Origin of the sequence: Methylocystis iwaonis (assembly GCF_027925385.1) — a bacterium.
GTDB lineage: Bacteria > Pseudomonadota > Alphaproteobacteria > Rhizobiales > Beijerinckiaceae > Methylocystis > Methylocystis iwaonis.
Genome location: NZ_AP027142.1, coordinates 2,271,618 through 2,289,703 on the forward strand (window position 1 = coordinate 2,271,618; position 18,086 = coordinate 2,289,703).

At 64.6% G+C, this 18,086-nt stretch carries 19 protein-coding genes; 8 read left to right on the forward strand and 11 right to left on the reverse strand.

Annotation, left to right across the window (positions count from 1 at the left end; all coding sequences use genetic code 11):
- Positions 1-53: 53 nt before the first annotated feature.
- From QMG84_RS11020 to QMG84_RS11050, 7 genes are all read right to left on the reverse strand, one after another.
- Positions 54-437 (reverse strand): hypothetical protein, encoded by a 384-nt coding sequence (locus QMG84_RS11020; protein WP_281927899.1) that lies wholly within the window; start codon positions 435-437, stop codon positions 54-56.
- 174 nt (positions 438-611) lie between these two features.
- On the reverse strand, positions 612-1,391 hold the full coding sequence (locus tag QMG84_RS11025; RefSeq protein WP_281927900.1) for a succinate dehydrogenase iron-sulfur subunit: 780 nt from the start codon (positions 1,389-1,391) through the stop codon (positions 612-614).
- 1 nt (position 1,392) lies between these two features.
- A complete protein-coding gene (locus QMG84_RS11030) occupies positions 1,393-1,716 on the reverse strand; it encodes a virulence factor (protein WP_281927901.1) in 324 nt (107 codons plus the stop codon).
- 101 nt (positions 1,717-1,817) lie between these two features.
- Positions 1,818-3,650 carry a succinate dehydrogenase flavoprotein subunit gene (gene sdhA / locus QMG84_RS11035; protein ID WP_281927902.1) on the reverse strand — a complete coding sequence of 611 codons (1,833 nt, stop codon included), beginning with the start codon at positions 3,648-3,650 and terminating at the stop codon, positions 1,818-1,820.
- Positions 3,651-3,702: 52 nt separating this feature from the next.
- Positions 3,703-4,098 carry a succinate dehydrogenase, hydrophobic membrane anchor protein gene (sdhD, locus tag QMG84_RS11040; RefSeq protein ID WP_202071913.1) on the reverse strand — a complete coding sequence of 132 codons (396 nt, stop codon included), beginning with the start codon at positions 4,096-4,098 and terminating at the stop codon, positions 3,703-3,705.
- 12 nt (positions 4,099-4,110) lie between these two features.
- On the reverse strand, positions 4,111-4,518 hold the full coding sequence (gene sdhC, locus QMG84_RS11045) for a succinate dehydrogenase, cytochrome b556 subunit (protein ID WP_202071914.1): 408 nt from the start codon (positions 4,516-4,518) through the stop codon (positions 4,111-4,113).
- A 197-nt stretch (positions 4,519-4,715) separates the two neighbouring features.
- The gene (locus tag QMG84_RS11050) at positions 4,716-5,927 is read right to left on the reverse strand and encodes an MFS transporter (protein WP_281927903.1); all 1,212 of its coding nucleotides are present in this window, start codon (positions 5,925-5,927) and stop codon (positions 4,716-4,718) included.
- Positions 5,928-6,145: 218 nt separating this feature from the next.
- Here QMG84_RS11050 and QMG84_RS11055 point away from each other — a divergent pair, with 218 nt between their 5' ends.
- The 3 genes from QMG84_RS11055 to QMG84_RS11065 all read left to right on the forward strand — a co-directional run bounded on the left by QMG84_RS11055 (position 6,146) and on the right by QMG84_RS11065 (position 8,502).
- On the forward strand, positions 6,146-6,799 hold the full coding sequence (locus QMG84_RS11055) for a tetratricopeptide repeat protein (protein ID WP_281927905.1): 654 nt from the start codon (positions 6,146-6,148) through the stop codon (positions 6,797-6,799).
- A 138-nt stretch (positions 6,800-6,937) separates the two neighbouring features.
- Positions 6,938-8,083, forward strand: coding sequence for an alanine racemase (gene alr / locus QMG84_RS11060; RefSeq protein WP_281927906.1), 1,146 nt, complete (start codon positions 6,938-6,940; stop codon positions 8,081-8,083).
- Positions 8,084-8,175: 92 nt separating this feature from the next.
- Positions 8,176-8,502, forward strand: coding sequence for a hypothetical protein (locus tag QMG84_RS11065; RefSeq protein ID WP_350356486.1), 327 nt, complete (start codon positions 8,176-8,178; stop codon positions 8,500-8,502).
- A 7-nt stretch (positions 8,503-8,509) separates the two neighbouring features.
- On the opposite strand, the gene QMG84_RS11070 is transcribed toward QMG84_RS11065, so the two are convergent.
- From QMG84_RS11070 to uvrB, 3 genes are all read right to left on the reverse strand, one after another.
- On the reverse strand, positions 8,510-9,148 hold the full coding sequence (locus tag QMG84_RS11070; protein WP_165050130.1) for a Maf-like protein: 639 nt from the start codon (positions 9,146-9,148) through the stop codon (positions 8,510-8,512).
- 25 nt (positions 9,149-9,173) lie between these two features.
- Positions 9,174-9,392 (reverse strand): translation initiation factor IF-1, encoded by a 219-nt coding sequence (infA, locus tag QMG84_RS11075; protein WP_016920926.1) that lies wholly within the window; start codon positions 9,390-9,392, stop codon positions 9,174-9,176.
- 230 nt (positions 9,393-9,622) lie between these two features.
- The gene (gene uvrB, locus QMG84_RS11080) at positions 9,623-12,196 is read right to left on the reverse strand and encodes an excinuclease ABC subunit UvrB (protein ID WP_281927909.1); all 2,574 of its coding nucleotides are present in this window, start codon (positions 12,194-12,196) and stop codon (positions 9,623-9,625) included.
- A 142-nt stretch (positions 12,197-12,338) separates the two neighbouring features.
- Here uvrB and QMG84_RS11085 point away from each other — a divergent pair, with 142 nt between their 5' ends.
- The 3 genes from QMG84_RS11085 (at position 12,339) to QMG84_RS11095 (ending at position 13,322) form a co-directional block, all read left to right on the forward strand.
- Positions 12,339-12,533, forward strand: coding sequence for a type II toxin-antitoxin system VapB family antitoxin (locus QMG84_RS11085; RefSeq protein ID WP_281927911.1), 195 nt, complete (start codon positions 12,339-12,341; stop codon positions 12,531-12,533).
- Complete coding sequence (gene vapC, locus QMG84_RS11090) at positions 12,530-12,925, forward strand: type II toxin-antitoxin system VapC family toxin (RefSeq protein WP_202071922.1); 396 nt, start codon at positions 12,530-12,532, stop codon at positions 12,923-12,925. Before QMG84_RS11085 ends, vapC begins: the two co-directional genes overlap by 4 nt.
- A gap of 109 nt (positions 12,926-13,034) precedes the next feature.
- A complete protein-coding gene (locus QMG84_RS11095) occupies positions 13,035-13,322 on the forward strand; it encodes a hypothetical protein (RefSeq protein WP_202071923.1) in 288 nt (95 codons plus the stop codon).
- 359 nt (positions 13,323-13,681) lie between these two features.
- Here QMG84_RS11095 and QMG84_RS11100 read toward each other — a convergent pair whose 3' ends face one another.
- A complete protein-coding gene (locus QMG84_RS11100) occupies positions 13,682-15,571 on the reverse strand; it encodes an ABCB family ABC transporter ATP-binding protein/permease (protein ID WP_281927914.1) in 1,890 nt (629 codons plus the stop codon).
- A gap of 126 nt (positions 15,572-15,697) precedes the next feature.
- On the opposite strand from QMG84_RS11100, the gene QMG84_RS11105 reads away from it, so the two are divergent.
- Positions 15,698-16,294 (forward strand): LOG family protein, encoded by a 597-nt coding sequence (locus QMG84_RS11105; RefSeq protein WP_281927916.1) that lies wholly within the window; start codon positions 15,698-15,700, stop codon positions 16,292-16,294.
- 301 nt (positions 16,295-16,595) lie between these two features.
- Positions 16,596-18,023 carry a protein adenylyltransferase SelO gene (locus tag QMG84_RS11110; RefSeq protein WP_281927917.1) on the forward strand — a complete coding sequence of 476 codons (1,428 nt, stop codon included), beginning with the start codon at positions 16,596-16,598 and terminating at the stop codon, positions 18,021-18,023.
- Positions 18,024-18,086 lie beyond the last annotated feature (63 nt).

Here is an 18,086-nt window from a genome sequence, read left to right on the forward strand (position 1 = left end):
GCGCGAAGCGTCGGGAATGACGCCAAACCAATCAAGCGGATCTCGAAAGCGCGCTAGAAGGTGAAGCCTGTTCCCATGTTTCCGCTGGGGGTCACGGAGACTGGCGGTTTTGATCCCGAAGGGGCGCTGTCGTCCTTGTCTTTGGGTTTGGGCGGGGCCTTCCCGGGAGACCAGCCTTCCAGCTCGCCGAACTGGCGGTTCGGACCATTCGGCGTCGCCTGCGGCTTCCCGGGCGTCGTCTGCTGGGCGTTGGCGTCCGCGCCTTTCCTGCCCTTGGCGCGCTTGGTCTGCACCGAAGAGGCGCCGCTGGTGTCGAGCGCCTTAGGATCGAACGCCTTGGGATCGAGCTGCAGCTCCTGGGCGGCGGCCGCGCCGGCGCCGATCACAAAGGCTGCGACAAGGAGAGAACCGCTGAAACGACGCGCGCAAAGACGCATGGCACTGTCTCCGAAATTGAACGGGACGTCCTAGCGCCGCACGGCGGCGGGATCAAGGCGCCCCGCTGGACCGCGCGCCTTCAGGCGCGCAGCTCCCAAGCGAGCCTTCGGGCGCGCCGCGACAAAGCGAGCCTGAAGGCTCGCGGTCCGTGACAGTCGCTCCCGGAAGCGGCGTCACGCCTCCTGCCGGGCGATCGCCAGATTTTTCAGCTCCGCGATCGCCTTGGCGGGCGAGAGGCCCTTCGGGCAGACCTTGGTGCAGTTCATGATCGTATGGCAGCGATAGAGGCGGAAGGTGTCGTCGACATAGCCGAGACGCTCCTGCGTCGCCTCGTCGCGCGAGTCCTGCACCCAGCGATGCGCCTGCAGCAGCGCGGCCGGGCCGAGGAAGCGGTCGGAGTTCCACCAATAGCTCGGACAAGCGGTCGAGCAGCAGGCGCAAAGGATGCACTCGTAGAGACCGTCGAGCTTGGCGCGATCCTGCGGCGACTGCAGCCGTTCCTTTTCGGGATTGGCGCCGGCGTGGAGCCAGGGCTCGATGGCCGCGTGCTGCTCGTAGAAGATGGTGAGGTCGGGCACGAGGTCCTTCACCACGCCCATATGCGGCAGCGGGTAGAGCTTGATGGGCCCCTCGATCTCGTCCATGCCCTTGGTGCAGGCGAGCGTATTGACCCCGTCGATGTTCATCGAGCAGGAGCCGCAAATGCCCTCGCGGCAGGAGCGGCGGAAGGTCAGCGTCGGATCGACCTTATTCTTGATCCAGATGATGCCGTCGAGCACCATCGGCCCGCAATCGCCCGTATCGACGAAGAAGGTGTCGATGCGCGGATTGGCGTCGGCGTCCGGATTGTAGCGATAGATCCGATATTCGCGCAGATTGGCGGCGCCTTCCGGCTTCGGCCAGACCTTGCCCTCGGCGACGACGGAGTTCTTGGGAAGGGTGAATTCGACCATTTCACTTGCCCTTCTTCGCCGATCCGCGCCTGTCGCGAAGCGTCAGCGCCGGCAAAAGATCGTTGTTGTCTTCGATACGCAGCATGCGGATGTCCTGCACGGACGGCTGGAACCAATCGAACGCGTCGGCGAGCTTCTGCGCGACGACGACGCAGGTAACCGCGTCTATCGAATCGTCGCCGAAATAGACCGACCCCTGCTTATGGTCGAAGCCGTTTTCCTCCAGAAAACGACGAATGTCCGCGTAAGCGTTGTTCCATGAGGGCGACGGATAAAGCTGCTGCAGCGTATCCGTATCGAGATCGAAAGCGATTGCGTAAGTCACAGGCGGTCGCCCCGGTCTGTTGTGGCCAATGGTCGGCTTCCGTCGCGCGGCTGCAGTTGTCATCGGTCCGGTCCCTACAAGGCGACTGGTGAAGCGCCCATTTAATACACCCGCGCCTTCGGCTCGATATAAGCCACCTCGTCCGTCATCGTGTAACTATGCACCGGGCGATAGTCGATCGAGACCGTCTTCTTCTCGCGGTCGATCGACGCCAGCGTGTGCTTCATCCAATTCGCGTCGTCGCGATTCGGGAAGTCCTCACGCGCATGGGCGCCGCGCGATTCCTTGCGGTTGGCGGCGGATTCGATCGTCACCGCGGCCTGCGCGATGAGATTGTCGAACTCCAGCGTCTCGACGAGGTCGGAATTCCAGATCAGCGAGCGGTCGGAAACCTTCACCTCGGCGGCTTCCCGCCAGACTTCCTGCACGCCCGCGACGCCCTCGGCCAGCACCTCGCCCGTGCGATAGACGGCGCAATGCGACTGCATGGTCCGCTGCATCTTGTCGCGCAGATCGGCCGTCGCGATCGCGCCATTGGCGTTGCGGAAGAAATCGAGGCGCGAGAGCGGCAGCTCCGCCGAATCGGCCGGCAGCTCTGGCTGCGACTGACCGGGCTTCACGACCTCGGCGGCGCGCAGGCCCGCCGCGCGGCCGAAGACCACCAGGTCGATCAGCGAATTGGAGCCCAAGCGATTGGCGCCGTGCACGGAGACGCAGGCCGCCTCGCCGATCGCCATCAGGCCGGGCACGACAGAGTCGGGGTTGCCGTCCAGCTTGCGCAGCACTTCGCCGTGATAATTCGTCGGGATGCCGCCCATATTGTAATGCGCGGTCGGGATGATCGGGATCGGCTGGCGCGTCACGTCGACGCCGGCGAAAATCTTCGAACTTTCGGAAATGCCCGGCAGGCGCTCATGCAGGATCGCCGGATCGAGATGCTCGAGATGGAGGTAAGCGTGGTCCTTGTGCTTGCCGACGCCCCTGCCCTCGCGCACCTCCATGGTGATCGCGCGCGAAACCATGTCGCGCGGCGCGAGGTCTTTGACGGAAGGCGCGTAACGCTCCATGAAGCGCTCGCCTTCGCTATTGGTCAGATAGCCGCCCTCGCCGCGCGCGCCCTCGGTGATGAGGCAACCCGCGCCATAGATGCCGGTCGGGTGGAACTGCACGAATTCCATATCCTGCAGCGGCAGGCCGGCGCGCAACACCATGCCGTTGCCGTCGCCTGTGCAGGTATGGGCCGAGGTGGCGGAAAGATAGACGCGCCCGTAGCCGCCGGTGGCGAGCACGGTCAGCGCCGAGCGGAACCGGTGAATCGTGCCGTCGTCGAGCTTGAGGCACACGATGCCGCGGCAGGCGCCTTGCTGATCCATGATCAGGTCGATGGCGAAATATTCGACGAAGAACTGCGTCTCATGCTTCAGCGCCTGCCCATACATCGTATGGAGCATGGCGTGGCCGGTGCGGTCGGCGGCGGCGCAGGTGCGCTGGGCGGGCGGCCCCCTGCCGTAATCGGTCGTCATGCCGCCGAAGGGGCGCTGATAAATCGTGCCCTCGGCCGTGCGCGAGAAGGGCACGCCCCAATGCTCGAGCTCATAGACCGCCTGAGGGGCGTTGCGGCACAGATATTCGATCGCGTCCTGGTCTCCGAGCCAGTCGGAGCCCTTGACGGTATCGTACATGTGCCATTTCCAGTCGTCCGGCCCCATATTGCCGAGCGCGGCGGCGACGCCGCCCTGGGCCGCGACCGTATGCGAACGGGTCGGGAAGACCTTGGTCACGCAGGCGACATTGAGCCCCGCCTTGGCGCAGCCGACGACGGCGCGCAGCCCGGCGCCGCCGGCGCCGACGACCACCACGTCGAAAGTGTGGTCGACGATCGGATAGGCACGTCCGCCGACCGTTACGGATGAAGCAGCGCCATTCGCAACCATTATCGAAGCCTTTGTTGAATGTCTTTCCAGCGGCTTTTCTTGCGCGCTACTCTTATCTCGGCGCGGCGATCAGCATGATCCCGAGGGTCCAGACGCCGGCGATCGCGATCGACGCGATCCGGTTCCAGTAGAGCGCCTGCTCTTTCAGCGCCGGGTCGTGGACATAATCCTCGATGATCTCCGTGGCGCCCTGGCGGGCGTGGATCATGCCGATGACCCCGAAGAGAATGAGCACGATCGCCGGGAAGGGATGGCCGATCTCGGCGCGCACGCCCTCGGGCGTCTCGCCGACAAGGCCGGCCAACCACCAGGCCGAAAGCACGCCCAGCGGCGCCAGCGCATAAGCCGAAAGGCGCATGAAGCGGGCGTGCGTCGAGCCCTCGTGATCCGAGACATAAGCGGCGCCCTGGCCGCTCCGCCCGCTCGTGAAGTGAGTCGGAACCGACATTCGAGGCCTCCGTTAGCCGGCGAGAGACTTGATGATCCAGAGCAGCACGGTCAGGCCGACGCCGCCATAGAGGGAGGCCTGCGCCAGAAGCTCGCGGCCCTGCGGGTCCATGTAAAGACCACGATCCCAAAGCGCGTGACGGACGCCGCCGAGCAGATGGTGGAAAATCGCCCAGGTGATGAGGAAGACGATCGGCCCGCCGATGAAGCCCGAGGCAAGCCAGCCGGTGAGCGCATGAAGCCAGCCGCCAAAGCCCGCGCCGAGCAGAAAGAGCGCCATCAGCGCCATGCCGACATAAAGCCCCGCTCCGGTGATGCGATGGGCGATCGACATCGCCATTGTGAGCCAGGGCTTGAAGACCGTCAGATGCGGCGACAACGGGCGCGTTGCGGCGCGCTCGTCCGTTGAGGCGTTTGCCATGCGTATCCCTCTCGCGCGTCAGTTCGAAATGGTTCCGAAGACGCTTATGGATGGATAATTCAATTGGTGCGGCGCCGCAACCGGCTCAATGGCGCAAAGACGCCGGATTGTGTCGCAATAAAGACACAAGCCTGTATCCACAGGAGCTTTTGTCGCGGCGCCGGCTGCGCTCTCGCGCACTGGCTCGGTTCGGGTCGCTATTCGGCCGGAGCCGAAAGCGATCTGGACGCAATCAGAAGAACGCCGAGCGACAGCAGCGCGGCCCCGCCGCCGGCCGCAAAGGCGGCCCAGGGTCCGTAAACGTCCCAGAGCCTGCCGGCGAGTAGGCTCGCGACGAGAAGCGCAAGACCGCCGGTGAGATTGAAAACGCCGAAGGCCGTGCCCCGGAGCGCGGCGGGAGCCGTATCGGCGACCAGAGCGGCGAAAAGCCCCTGAGTCAGGCCCATATGCAGACCCCAGAGGACGACGCCGACCCAGACGAGCGGGAGATGTTCGGCGTAAGCCAAAGCGGCGTCGGCGCCGATCAGCATGACGAGACCGGCAGCAAGCGGCGTGATCCGGTCGCCGCGATCGGAAAAGGCGCCGACGGGATAGGACGCGCCGGCATAGACGACATTCATTGCAACCAGCACCAGCGGGGCCAAAGCCTCCGGCAGGCCGACCGCCTGCGCCTTGAGAATCAGAAAGGCTTCCGAAAAGCGCGCCAGACTGAAGATGGAGGCAATCGCGACCACCAGCCAGAAACGCCCGCTCAAGCCCCGAATCTCGCTCCAATGAAGCGGAAAGCGCGCCGGGCGCTGGGGACGCGTCTCGGCTGGTTCGCTGACCCCGAAGGCGAGGACAGCCACGGCGAGAATGGCGGGAATGCAGGCCACCCAGAAGACGGCGCGGATGTCGTCGAGCGTCGCCCACATGACCAACACCGCGACGGCGGGCCCCAGAAAGGCGCCGACCGTGTCGAGCGACTGGCGCAGGCCAAAGGCCGCGCCGCGCAGTTCCGCCGGCGTGACGTCGGCGACGAGCGCGTCGCGCGGCGCGCCGCGAATTCCTTTCCCCACGCGATCGATGAAACGCGCCGCCATCACCCAGTCGACATTGGGAGCCAGCGGAAACAGCGGCTTTGTCGCCGCCGCGAGACCATAGCCCAGAATGGCGAGCAGCTTGCGGCTCGCGAACCAGTCGGACACGGCGCCCGAAAAAATCTTGACGACCGAGGCCGTCGCTTCGGCCACCCCCTCTATGGCGCCGACCTGGGCCATCGTGGCGCCCATCGTCCCCACCAGATAGATCGGCAGAAGCGCATGGATCATCTCGGACGAGAAATCCATGAGCAAAGAGACGACTCCCAACGCCCAGACGCTCGACGGAATAAGACGCAGCCGGCCGAATGGTATGGCGCCGTCGCTCATAAGATTGCCTCGCACATCGCTATTTGGAGAAGAACGCCGGCGCGTTCGCGCGAGCTTAGCCTGCTTTCAACTGGCGTGGAATCGGGCGGCCGAGCTTAGGCCGATTGGTCCACATTTTCACGCAGCAAGGAAGAATACGCGGCAGATGTAGAAAAAACTGGAAAATTGCGGCAATCGCTCAAGGCGATCCCCCATAACCGAGAGCTGGGAGAAAATCGATGCGTCATTTGATTTCTGTTGTGGCGATCAGTCTGTCCGCGTGGCTGACTTCCATGGCGCATGCCACCGATCGCGACGAGGAGCTCTGCAAACGCTCGAAAGACGAGAGGCAAGGCATTGCAGCCTGCTCGCGTCTCATCGACCGCGGCAGAGGGAGCGCTTCGATCTATAAGACCCGTGGCACCTGTTATAGTCTCATAGGAGTTTATGACAGGGCCATCGCCGACCATAATGAGGCGATCCGGCTTGATCCTAAAGATATTTCAAACTACACGATGCGCGGCCTGACGTTTAACCGGACAGGCGATTATCGCCGGGCGATTGCCGATTACACGACGGCCATTCGCCTAGCCGAAGACGAATATAAAGATAACAAAAATCGAAATCGGTACCTTTCCGCACTTTATTGGTTTCACGGCGGCTTCTACGAAAGCGTTGGCGACCTTAGGGAGGCTGTAGCCGACTACACGAGAGCGATTCGGCTGGCGCGTGAGCATTATGAAAAGATAGATCAATCCAAAATGTTCCGGGAACACGTCGCGCGCATGTATGAAAAGCGCAGCAAGACATACAAGGCCCTGGGCGACCAGCCACGCGCCGCGGCGGACCATGAGGAAGCGAGCCGCCTCGATCCGAATGTTGGTAAAGATTAATGGCGCCTTGGCTCACGTCAATTAGGAGTTGATTTCGTTCTCACGGCCTAGGCTCGCGGGCGCCAACGCCGTTATTTCCGCGCCGACGCGTCCATGCGCCATGCCAACGCCCTCTTTCCTGAGATAGACTAGCCCTCCATGGGAATCATTTCGCCCACCGAACGCCTGCTGGCCTGCGCCGATCCGTCGGAGCCGGTGGAAAGCGGGGTTTTGACCGTCGATCTTTCGGCCTTGGTCGCGAACTGGCGCAAGCTTGCTTCAATGGCTGGAGCGGCCGAATGCGGGGCCGTCATCAAGGCTGACGGCTATGGCCTCGGCCAGGCGGCGGCGCTGCGTGCCCTCGCCGGCGCCGGGTGCCGGACCTTTTTCGTCGCCAATCTGATCGAAGGCGAGGCGGCGCGGGCGCTGGCGCCGGACGCGACCATCTATGTGCTCGACGGCGTCGCGCCGGGCTGCGCGCCGCGCCTCGCCGCGGCAGGGCTGCGGCCGGCGATCGGCTCTTTTGCGGAGTTGGAGGAATGGGCGGCGGCCGGCGTCACTCTTGGCCGCAAGCTGGAGGCGGCGCTCCATTTCGACACCGGCATGAACCGGCTGGGCTTCGCGCCGCAAGACGCCGGCGTGATCGCGTTGCGCGTCCAGGCGATCGCGCCGACGCTGGTGATGAGCCATTTCGTCAGCGCGCAGCTCCCAACTTCGCCAATCAACGACCGGCAGATCGGCGATTTCCTCGCCGTCCGCGCGCATTTCCCCGGCGTTCAGGCCTCGCTCGCCAATACGTCCGGCGTCTTCCTGCCGCAGCGGCCGCATTTCGATCTGGTGCGGCCCGGCTATGGGCTCTATGGCGGCAATCCGACGCCCGGCGCGGAGAACCCAATGAAGCCTGTGGCGCGGCTTTGCGGGCGCATCATCTCGGCGCGCGACCTCGCCGCGGGCGAGACCGTCGGCTATGACGGCATATGGGCGGCCCCCCGCCCCTCCCGCATTGCGACCGTCGGCGTCGGATATGCGGACGGGCTGCCCGTCGCGGCCACGGCCACGCCCGGGAAGCCGGCAGGCGAGGCGATCGTCGGCGGCGCGCGCTGCCCCTTTGTCGGCCGCGTGTCGATGGATTACGTCGTGCTCGATGTGACCGATGCGCCCGAGGAGGCCGCGCGGCGCGGGGAATGGGTCGAGTTGCTGGGCGAGACGATCAAGGTCGAGGAGCTGGCCGCTCGGGCCGGAACGATTGGCTATGAGGTGCTGACCCGGCTAGGACGGCGCTTCGCCCGGCGGTATGTCGGATAGCGGAATGACAGCCGCCCATGGCCGCGCTAGGATCGGCGCTCGTCGAGGCCATTCCAGCAGGAAATCAAATGAGCGGCGAACCGGAAAATCTCGTGCTGCAATTGCTGCGCGACATGAGAGCCGAGATGTCGTCGATGCGGGGCGACATCTCTGGCATTGAAGCGAACATGGCTACCAAAGGTCAAATCGCCGAACTCCGCGCCGAGCTAAAAAGCGACATGCACTCGCTGCGCGCGGACGTCGCTTCCGATCTCATGACTCTGGAAAAGAAACTCAGCGAGCAAATCACAGGCTTGCGTCGCTCGGTGATCGAATATCATTCCTCCATGATCGGCCATGGCGTGCTGATCACGGAGCTTGAAGAGCGCGTGCGCCGCCTCGAACAGCATTTGAAGCTGCCCCCGCACGACGCGCATTGAGGCTGGTTTACGCCTTGGCGAACCAGGGCTGCAGCACCGGATACCCTTCGCCCGCGAGCAGCGACACGGTCTCGTAAAGCGGCAGGCCGACGACCGCCGTATAAGAGCCGACAAGCTTCACCACGAAAGTCCCGGCGAGGCCCTGTATCGCATAGCCGCCCGCCTTGCCGCGCCATTCGCCGGAGGCGAGATAGCCGTCGATCTCCATGGAGGACAGCCGCTTGAAACGCAGTCGCGCCTCGACCAGCCGCTTGCGCTCGAAACCGCGCGGGGTGATCAGGCTTACCGCCGTATAGACGCGGTGCTGGCGGCCCGAGAGAAGCTGCAGGCACTCCTCCGCCTCCTCGGCCGTCTCGGGCTTGGGCAGGGTGCGGCGCCCCACGGACACGACCGTATCGGCGGCGATGAGATAGGATTGCTTCAGGTCGTCATGCGCCGCCCGAACCTTCGCCGAGGCGGCCGCCTTCTCGCTCGCGAGGCGGATCGCCAGAGCGCGGGGCGACTCGCCCTTGTGCGGCGTCTCGTCGATATCGGCCGGCAGAAGCGCGTCGGCCTCCAGCCCCGCCTGCTGCAGGAGCGCAAGACGGCGCGGCGACGCCGAAGCGAGAATGAGCTTCGACTTGGGAGCGGCGGGTTCGGCTGTCATTTGAAGCGGCTCCGCCGGAAAGGGATTAGCGGAAACGATAGGTGATTCGGCCCTTGGTGAGGTCGTAGGGCGTCATTTCGACGAGCACCTTGTCGCCCTCGAGCACGCGGATGCGATTCTTGCGCATCTTGCCGGCGGTGTGAGCGATAATCTCGTGGTCGTTTTCGAGCTTCACCCGAAACATTGCGCTGGGCAGCAGTTCGGTGACGATTCCTGGGAATTCGAGCAGTTCTTCCTTGGCCATGTGGTTCCTTGAGTGGCGCCTCCCGACTGGAGAAGACAGTTAGCGCGGCAAAGCAAAAATGCCGCAGCGCCCGGGACGGACGGCGGATTGGCGCGGACCCTAATCGAGAAAGACGAATTTGTGAACCGGAGAGTTGGGGCGACGAATCCTTCTCCCGTTTACTGCGCCGCCCTCATCCGACCCCGCTTTGCGGGGCCACCTTCTCCCGCAGGCGGGAGAAGGGTTTGCGCCTACTTCGGCTTTCCCTTCAGCGTCCGCGTCCCGGGCTTGCCGCCGCTCGACCGCCCGGCGGGACGCGCCGGCGGCATGCGGCCCACTGGCCGCGCTTCGCCGCCGCCAAAATTGTGGGGGCCCATGTCGGCGTCGGTGGGTTTGCGCGCGCGGGTCGCGAGTCCCTCGCCATCGCGCGGCGCCCCTGCCCGCGCCTGACGCGAGAGCGAGATTCGCAGCATCGGGCTCGCCTCGGCGAGCAGCTCGGCCTTTTGCAGCCGCTGGATCTCGTCGCGCAGCCGCGCCGCCTCCTCGAAGGCGAGATCCGCCGCCGCCTCCTTCATGCGCTTTTCGAGGTCTGCGATCGTCGCCGCGAGATTATGGCCGGGCGCGATGTCATAACCCGTATCGACAGTGACGTGATCCTGTTCGGCGACGCTGCCGAGAATGTCGGCGATGCCGCGCTTGATCGAGGCGGGCGTGATGTTGTTTTCGAGGTTATAGGCCACCTGCTTGGCGCGGCGCCGATCGGTCTCGTCCATCGCGCGCTTCATCGAGCCGGTGATGTGATCGGCGTAGAGAATCACACGGCCATCGACATTGCGCGCGGCGCGGCCGATGGTCTGCACCAGCGAGGTCTCGCTGCGCAGGAAGCCTTCCTTATCCGCGTCGAGGATCGCGACGAGGCCGCATTCGGGAATATCGAGACCCTCGCGCAACAGGTTGATGCCCACCAGCACGTCGAAGGCGCCCAGGCGCAGGTCGCGGATGATCTCGATGCGCTCCAGCGTGTCGATGTCGCTGTGCATGTAGCGCACGCGCACGCCGCTCTCGTGCAGATATTCGGTGAGGTCCTCGGCCATGCGTTTGGTCAGCACGGTGACGAGCGTGCGGTAGCCGATGTCGCTGGTGGCGCGCACCTCGTCGAGAAGGTCGTCGACCTGCGTGCGCGCCGAACGTATCTCCACCGGCGGATCGATGAGGCCCGTCGGCCGGATGACCTGCTCGACGAAGACGCCGCCGGTCTGCTCCAGCTCCCAATTGCCGGGCGTCGCCGAAACGCTCACCGTCTGCGGCCGCATCGCGTCCCATTCCTCGAAGCGCAGCGGCCGATTGTCCATGCAGGACGGCAGCCGGAAGCCATACTCGGCGAGCGTCGCCTTGCGGCGGAAGTCGCCTTTGTACATCGCGCCGATCTGCGGCACGCTGACGTGACTTTCGTCGGCGAACACCAGCGCATTGTCCGGCAGATATTCGAACAGCGTCGGCGGCGGCTCGCCGGGCTTGCGGCCGGTGAGATAGCGCGAATAATTCTCGATGCCGGCGCAGGCGCCCGTCGCCTCCATCATTTCGAGATCGAAGCGCGTGCGCTGCTCCAGCCTTTGCGCCTCCAGCAAACGGCCCGAACGATTCAGCTCGTCGAGACGGTGCTTCAGCTCGTCCTTGATCGCCTTGATCGATTGCAGCAGCGTCGGGCGCGGCGTGACATAGTGCGAATTGGCGTAGACCTTCACGAATTCGAGATCGACCGTCTTCTTGCCGGTGAGCGGATCGAATTCGGAGATCGACTCCACCTCGTCGCCGAAGAAGGAAATGCGCCAGGCGCGATCCTCATAGTGGGCCGGGAAAATATCGATCGTATCGCCGCGCACGCGGAACGTGCCGCGCGTGAAATCCGCCTGCACGCGGCGATAGTGTAGCGCCACGAGATCCGTCACCAATTGCTTCGGCTCCAGCTTCTCGCCGAGCTGCACCGAGAAGGTCATGGCCGTATAGGTCTCGACCGAGCCGATGCCGTAAATGCAGGAAACCGAGGCGACGATGATGACGTCGTCGCGCTCCAACAGCGCGCGCGTCGCGGCGTGGCGCATGCGGTCGATCTGCTCGTTCACGCTCGACTCTTTCTCGATGTAAGTGTCGGAGCGCGGCACATAGGCTTCGGGCTGATAGTAGTCGTAATAAGAGACGAAATATTCGACGGCGTTGTTCGGAAAGAAGCTCTTGAACTCGCCATATAGCTGCGCCGCCAGCGTCTTGTTGGGCGCAAGGATCAGCGCCGGGCGCTGCGTCGCGGAGATGACGCTGGCCATGGTGAAGGTCTTGCCCGAGCCGGTGACGCCGAGCAGCACCTGATCGCGCTCATTGGCTTGAATGCCCTTCACCAACTCGTCGATGGCCGCCGGCTGGTCGCCCTTGGGCGTATATTCGGAGACGAGCTCGAATTTGACGCCGCCCTCGGATTTCGCCGGCCGCTCGGGGCGGTGCGGAACCCAGGGCTTGGCGCCGCGCAGATTGGGGTCGCCGAGGCGCAGCAGTTCGGCCAGCGAGTCCGAGGTGGCCTGCACGCCCCCGCCGGACGGCGGCTGGGGCCCCAGAAACCACTTCTGGACCTCTTCGTCGTCGACCGGCGCGCCATCCGCGTCATAGGCCGCCTGCCCCATATCGCTGAAGCCGGGCGCCAGCGCCGGATTGAGCAATTGCGCCAGATGCGGCGCAAGCGGCGCCAGCTCGGGCTTCGACGCCTTGGCGCGGGTGGGGCGCGCGGGGTCTTTCTTGGGGGCGGTTTTCTTGGGTTTCTCGGGAGACGTCGCCATGGCGGCAATATGGGGGGTGTGGCGGCGGGATGGAAGCGGGGTTTTGGCCTATCGCGCCGCCGTCTTGCGCCGTCGTGTGAGGCCGCTCTTGCAGGTCCGAGAGGGCCTGTTAAGATGTGTATTACAAGAGCGGATTATACACATGCGAACCAACATCGTCATCGACGACGCCCTGATGAAGGAAACGCTCGAGGCCACTGGCCTGAAGACCAAGCGCGAGGCGGTCGATCTGGCCTTACGCACGCTGCTCCGGCTCGAACGCCAGAAGGAGATTAAGCGCTTTCGCGGCAAGCTTGATTGGCGCGGCGATCTTGACGCGATGCGGACCGACAAATGATCCTCGTCGATTCCAGCGTGTGGATCGATTATTTCCGCGGCGCCGAGACCCCGCAGGCCCAGCGTCTCGACTGGCTTCTCGGCGAGGAGCCAATCGCCACCGGCGATCTCATCCTGACGGAAGTCCTCCAGGGCTTCGATAAGGAGCGCGATTTCGCCCAGGCGCAAAAGCTCCTCACGTCTTTGACGATCGTCGGGCTCGGTGGGCGTGAGATCGCCATTCGCGCTGCGCAGAACTACCGGAAGCTGCGCACCATGGGCGTGACCACGCGCAAGACGATCGACACGATTATCGCCACGCGCTGCATCGAGAGCGACTTGCCCCTGCTTTACAGCGACCGCGACTTCGATCCCTTCGTCGAGAGGCTGGGCCTGCGCTCCGCCATGCGGTGACCCTCCCGCGCCGCACCAACGATAGTTTGATCTACATCACGGCGGGGGCTTTACAATTCTGTCGCATATGCCGCAAACTCGGCCTTTAATCGCCCGGAGACTCAAGCGGATGACCGACAAATCGAGCCTCGCCACGCTTTTCGCCGACACGCTCGCTTTGAGCGTCGCCGCGAATGCGGTCATCGCGGTCAGGCTGACGAAAATGGCGCTCGGCGCGGTCGATCCCAAGCATGAGAGCAGCCTGATGGTCTCCGAGAAGATCGACGCCGCCGCCGAGGCGACTTTTGCGGCGGCGCGGGCGGTGGCGATGGGCCAGGCCCATCACGCGGCCGGCCGCGCCGTAGCGGTCTACAAGCGCAAGGTGGATCGCAATTTGCGTCGGCTGACGGGCGGCTGATTTTGGGCGCGCCGCAAGGCGCGCGATCCCGGGGGCGACGGGGTCGCGCCGCTCCTCTCCTTTCAATGGAGAGGGGCGGCGCGTAATCATTGTGGCTGCGCCCTCGTCATGGCCGGGCTTGTTGTTCAGTCTACCCACGCCGCGCAAACGCGGCTATGCTGGGCAGTCGCCAGAACATTTGCGTCTGCGAGAGGAACCGAGTCCGGATTACGCGTCTTGTTGGGCTGCGCCCCTCGGCGTGGGTGGCCGGGACGAGCCCGGCCATGACGGCTCCCAAGATGGGTGGCTCCCCTTAGCCGTAAAAGGAAGGGATCGGCGCCAAGCAACCGCGCCACTCGCGCGCGGCCGCCCGCCTCACCCTACTCCGCCTCGGCCTCTTCACGCTCCGTCTCCAGCAGCTTCGCGCGCGCCTCGGCGGCCTCGCGCTGGCGGTTCCACATGGCGGCATATTGGCCGCCGCGCTCCAGCAGCTCGGCGTGCCGGCCGCGCTCGACGATGCGGCCGTGGTCGAGGAAGAGGATCTCGTCGGCCTCCACCACCGTCGACAGGCGGTGCGCGATCACCAGCGTCGTGCGGCCTTTCGCGACGCGGCGCAGCGCCTCCTGGATTTCGTGCTCGGTGAAGCTGTCGAGCGCCGAGGTCGCTTCGTCGAGGATGAGGATCGGCGGCCCTTTCAGGATCGTGCGGGCGATGGCGACGCGCTGCTTCTCGCCGCCGGAGAGCTTCAGCCCGCGCTCGCCCACCTGCGCCTCATAGCCGCCCGGCACGCTGCGGATGAAATCGTCGATCTGCGCCAGACCCGCAGCCTCGCGCACCTCTGCGTCGCTCGCGTCCCAACGGCCATAGCGGATGTTGTAGCCGATCGTGTCGTTGAACAGCACCGTATCCTGCGGCACCATGCCGATGGCCGCGCGCAGGCTCGCCTGCGTGACGTCGAGAATGTTCTGCCCGTCGATGGTGATGCGCCCGCCCTGCGGCTCGTAGAAGCGGAACATCAACCGCGAGATCGTCGATTTGCCGGCGCCAGAGGGGCCGACGATGGCGATGGTCTGCCCCGGCTCGGCTTCGAAGCTCACGCCCTTCAGGATCGGCCGGTCCGGATCATAATGAAAGCGCACGTCGTCGAAGACGACGCGGCCTTCACGCACCACCAGCGGCTCGGCGTCGGGCTTATCTGAAATCTCCGGATGCTGCGAGAGGATCGAGAACATGGTCTCGATGTCGATGATCGCCTGACGCACCTCGCGATAGAAGGTGCCCATGAAGTGCAAGGGCTGCGAGAGTTGTATCATCATTGCGTTGATCAGCACGAAATCGCCGACCGTGTTGCGCCCCTCGCGAATGCCATAGACGCACATCACCATCATCACGGTGAGGCCGACAATGTAGATCCCCGTCTGCCCGGCGTTGAGAACGGCGAGCGAGACATAGGAATGCGTCGACGCCTTCTCGTAATGGATCATGGATTTGTCGTAGCGCGCCGCCTCGCGCGCTTCGGCCGAGAAATATTTGACGGTCTCGTAATTGAGCAGGCTGTCGATCGCCTTTTGGTTGGCGTCCGTATCGCTCTCGTTCATCTGGCGGCGGATGGCGATGCGCCAATTGGTGGCGAGCGTCGTGTAAGCGAAATAGGCGGCGAGGGTGAGAATGAGCACGCCGCCATAGCGCCAGTCGAATTGATAGAGAAACACGCCGAGCACCAGCGCCATTTCGAGCGCCGTCGGCGCGCCGGTCGACATGACGAGGCGCGAGAGCGTTTCGATCGCGTTGCGGCCGCGCTCCAGCACGCGCGTGAGGCCGCCAGTCTTTCGGCCGATGTGAAAGCGCAGCGACAATTCGTGCATATGGACGAAAAGGTCGGTTGCGAGGCGTCGCACGGCGTGCATGGCGACCGCGGCGAAAACGCCATCGCGCGTCTGCATGAGAATGACCGAGACAATGCGGATAGCGCCCATCAGCAGGGTAAAGCCCACAGCCCCCGCGCCCAGCGCAGGAAGCGCATCTGCTCCGCTTTCCGCCAGCGCGTCCGTGGCCCATTTGAAGGCATAGGGGGTGAGCGCGTTGAACAGCTTGCTGACGACAAGCAGCAGAAACACCAAAGCGACGCGGCGCTCCAGATCGCGCCTTCCACGCGGCCAGATATAGGGCCACAGGCGGCGGATGGTGGCGAAAAGCGAGGCTTCGGAAAGGGAAGCGTCTTGCGGATCGGGCGGCTGAGCGCCCGAGACGCGCTGACCAATTCTGAGCATTCGAGGTCCGGTGATGGATGAAAGGGCGCCTCGGCGGCGAGGCCTGGGCGTCATATAAGACCTTTAGCCTCTTCGCGCACCCCGCTTGACGGGCGAGGCGAAGGCGCCAGTTGACGGAAGAGAGTTATGCAGAAAATCAAAAACATATGCGTCTACTGCGGCTCTGCTGAGGGGGACGACCCGCGCTACGCCGTCGCTGCGGAAACTTTCGGGCGCACGCTCGCCAGAGCCGGCATCGGGCTCGTCTTCGGCGGCGGCTCCTGCGGTCTGATGGGCGTCGTGGCGCGCTCGACGCTGAACGCCGGCGGCCGCGTGACCGGCATCATTCCGGGCTTCCTCGACGAACGCGAGATCGCCCTGCAGGGCATGACGGAGCTGATCGTCGTCGACGACATGCATACGCGAAAGCGGCTGATGTTCGAAAAGTCCGACGCCTTCGTGGCGTTGCCCGGCGGCGTCGGGACGCTCGAGGAGCTCACCGAGCAGCTCACCTGGATTCAGCTCGGGCGCCACACCAAGCCGCTCGTGATCGCCGACATCGCGGGATTCTGGCGGCCGCTGCTGACGCTCTTCGCCCATATGCACAATGCGGGCTTCATCCGCGAAGGATATGACGTGCGCTACGCTGTGGCCGAGCGTGTGGAGGACATTCTGCCGATGATCGCGTCGACGGCGCGCCGCATGCCCCAGATCGAAGAGACGGCGGTGACGGAGAGGATGTGACGCCGTAATCCGGACTTGGACCGCGCGCCTTCAGGCGCGCATCAAAGCGCCCGCAGATTGTTGACAAACCTCCGAGGCGGCCTCGTCCTTCGAGACGCGAGCGTCGCTCGCTCCTCAGGATGAGGCCTAAGTGTTTGGCGAAGTTGCAGAAGCTCCTCATGCCGAGGAGCCTGCGCGGCAGGCGTCTCGAAGCATGTGGGGCCTTACCGGCGCTTTGTCAGAGCGCGCCTGAAGGCGCGCGGTCCGTGTTATGGCGCAAGCCTTGCTCGCTGAGCGCACGCGCCCCAGAAGAGACCCACAAATGCCCGTCACAGCCGCCTACCGCCCCGAAGCCCTGCACGAGAGCCTGGGCGATCCTTTTTTCGACCGCGTCGACGCCGCCAACTTCCCGCAGACGATCCTGCGCTTCCGTAATCAGCGCTGGGCCGCGCGCGTCGGCCTCGACGGACTTACCGACGACGAATGGGTTGCGCATTTCGGCCGTTTCGAGCCCCTGCCCGGCAGCTTGGCGCAGCCGCTCGCGCTGCGCTACCACGGTCATCAATTCCGCGTGTACAACACCGAGCTCGGCGATGGACGCGGCTTCCTCTTCGCGCAATTGCGCGACGTCGCCGATGGGCGCCTGCTCGATCTCGGCACCAAGGGCAGCGGTCAGACTCCCTGGTCGCGGCGCGGCGACGGGCGCCTCACGCTCAAGGGCGGCGTTCGCGAAATTCTCGCGACCGAAATGCTCGAAGCGCTCGGCGTCGACACGTCGAAAACCTTCAGCCTCATCGAGACGGGCGAGGCGCTCCAGCGCGGCGACGAGCCCTCGCCGACCCGCTCGAGCGTGCTCGTGCGGCTCTCGCATTCGCACATCCGCATCGGCACCTTCCAGCGGCTCGCCTATCATGACGACAAAGGCGCGATCGATCGGCTGCTCGATTATGTTTGCGCCCATTACTTCCCGGCGCTCGCCGACCTTTCCGGCCAGGCCAAGGCGCGCGCCTTTTTCGAGACCGTTGTCGCGCGCGTCGCCAAGCTCGGCGCCGGTTATATGTCGGCGGGTTTCGTTCATGGCGTGCTCAATTCCGACAATATCAACGTCACCGGCGAGAGCTTCGACTACGGACCCTGGCGCTTCGCCCCGAGTTACGATCCGCAATTTACAGCCGCTTATTTCGACGAAAGCGGACTCTATTCCTTCGGCCGTCAGCCCTCGGCGCTGAGCTGGAATCTTGCGCGCCTCGCCGAATGCCTGCTGCATCTGACCGGGCTGGAGTTCGCCCAACGCACGCTCGACAGTTTCGCGGGCGCTATCCAGAAGGAATTTCGCGCCATCCTGCTGCGCCGCCTGGCGCTCGCTCCCGCCGGAGAAGACGCCGACGCCCGGCTGGCGAAAGCCTTCACCGACTTTCTGATCGCCTCCCGCGCGCCATTCGAGCAGACGTTTTTCGATTGGCGCGGCGGGCTTGCGAGCAGCGAACGGGCAAAGGCGAGCCCTTCCGCGGCCTTCTACGATGCGCCGGAGTTCTCGCCCGTCCGCGCGGCTTTCGCCGAACATGAGGCGACGGCCGACGCCCGGCTCGATCATCCCTATTTCCGCCGGACGGCGCCCTGCGCCATGCTCATCGACGAGGTCGAGTCGATCTGGGCGGCGATCGCCGAGCGCGACGACTGGTCGTTGCTGCGCGCCAAAATCGCGCAGATCGGCGAGATGCGCGAGGCCTATGGCTTTGCCTCGGCCTAGAGCGTTTTCTTCTTGAACGCCCCTTGTGTGCGGCGCGATAATCCGCACGATTCTAGACGCTTT

Bases quoted from the DNA above. Each gene is read 5' to 3' on its own strand.
- QMG84_RS11055 (WP_281927905.1), top strand. From the start codon at position 6,146: ATGCGTCATTTGATTTCTGTTGTGGCGATCAGTCTGTCCGCGTGGCTG.
- QMG84_RS11070 (WP_165050130.1), bottom strand. From the start codon at position 9,148: ATGACAGCCGAACCCGCCGCTCCCAAGTCGAAGCTCATTCTCGCTTCG.
- QMG84_RS11100 (WP_281927914.1), bottom strand. From the start codon at position 15,571: ATGCTCAGAATTGGTCAGCGCGTCTCGGGCGCTCAGCCGCCCGATCCG.
- QMG84_RS11105 (WP_281927916.1), top strand. From the start codon at position 15,698: ATGCAGAAAATCAAAAACATATGCGTCTACTGCGGCTCTGCTGAGGGG.
- uvrB (WP_281927909.1), bottom strand. From the start codon at position 12,196: ATGGCGACGTCTCCCGAGAAACCCAAGAAAACCGCCCCCAAGAAAGAC.
- sdhD (WP_202071913.1), bottom strand. From the start codon at position 4,098: ATGTCGGTTCCGACTCACTTCACGAGCGGGCGGAGCGGCCAGGGCGCC.
- sdhC (WP_202071914.1), bottom strand. From the start codon at position 4,518: ATGGCAAACGCCTCAACGGACGAGCGCGCCGCAACGCGCCCGTTGTCG.
- QMG84_RS11095 (WP_202071923.1), top strand. From the start codon at position 13,035: ATGACCGACAAATCGAGCCTCGCCACGCTTTTCGCCGACACGCTCGCT.
- vapC (WP_202071922.1), top strand. From the start codon at position 12,530: ATGATCCTCGTCGATTCCAGCGTGTGGATCGATTATTTCCGCGGCGCC.
- QMG84_RS11085 (WP_281927911.1), top strand. From the start codon at position 12,339: ATGCGAACCAACATCGTCATCGACGACGCCCTGATGAAGGAAACGCTC.
- infA (WP_016920926.1), bottom strand. From the start codon at position 9,392: ATGGCCAAGGAAGAACTGCTCGAATTCCCAGGAATCGTCACCGAACTG.
- QMG84_RS11050 (WP_281927903.1), bottom strand. From the start codon at position 5,927: ATGAGCGACGGCGCCATACCATTCGGCCGGCTGCGTCTTATTCCGTCG.
- sdhA (WP_281927902.1), bottom strand. From the start codon at position 3,650: ATGGTTGCGAATGGCGCTGCTTCATCCGTAACGGTCGGCGGACGTGCC.
- QMG84_RS11025 (WP_281927900.1), bottom strand. From the start codon at position 1,391: ATGGTCGAATTCACCCTTCCCAAGAACTCCGTCGTCGCCGAGGGCAAG.
- alr (WP_281927906.1), top strand. From the start codon at position 6,938: ATGGGAATCATTTCGCCCACCGAACGCCTGCTGGCCTGCGCCGATCCG.
- QMG84_RS11110 (WP_281927917.1), top strand. From the start codon at position 16,596: ATGCCCGTCACAGCCGCCTACCGCCCCGAAGCCCTGCACGAGAGCCTG.
- QMG84_RS11020 (WP_281927899.1), bottom strand. From the start codon at position 437: ATGCGTCTTTGCGCGCGTCGTTTCAGCGGTTCTCTCCTTGTCGCAGCC.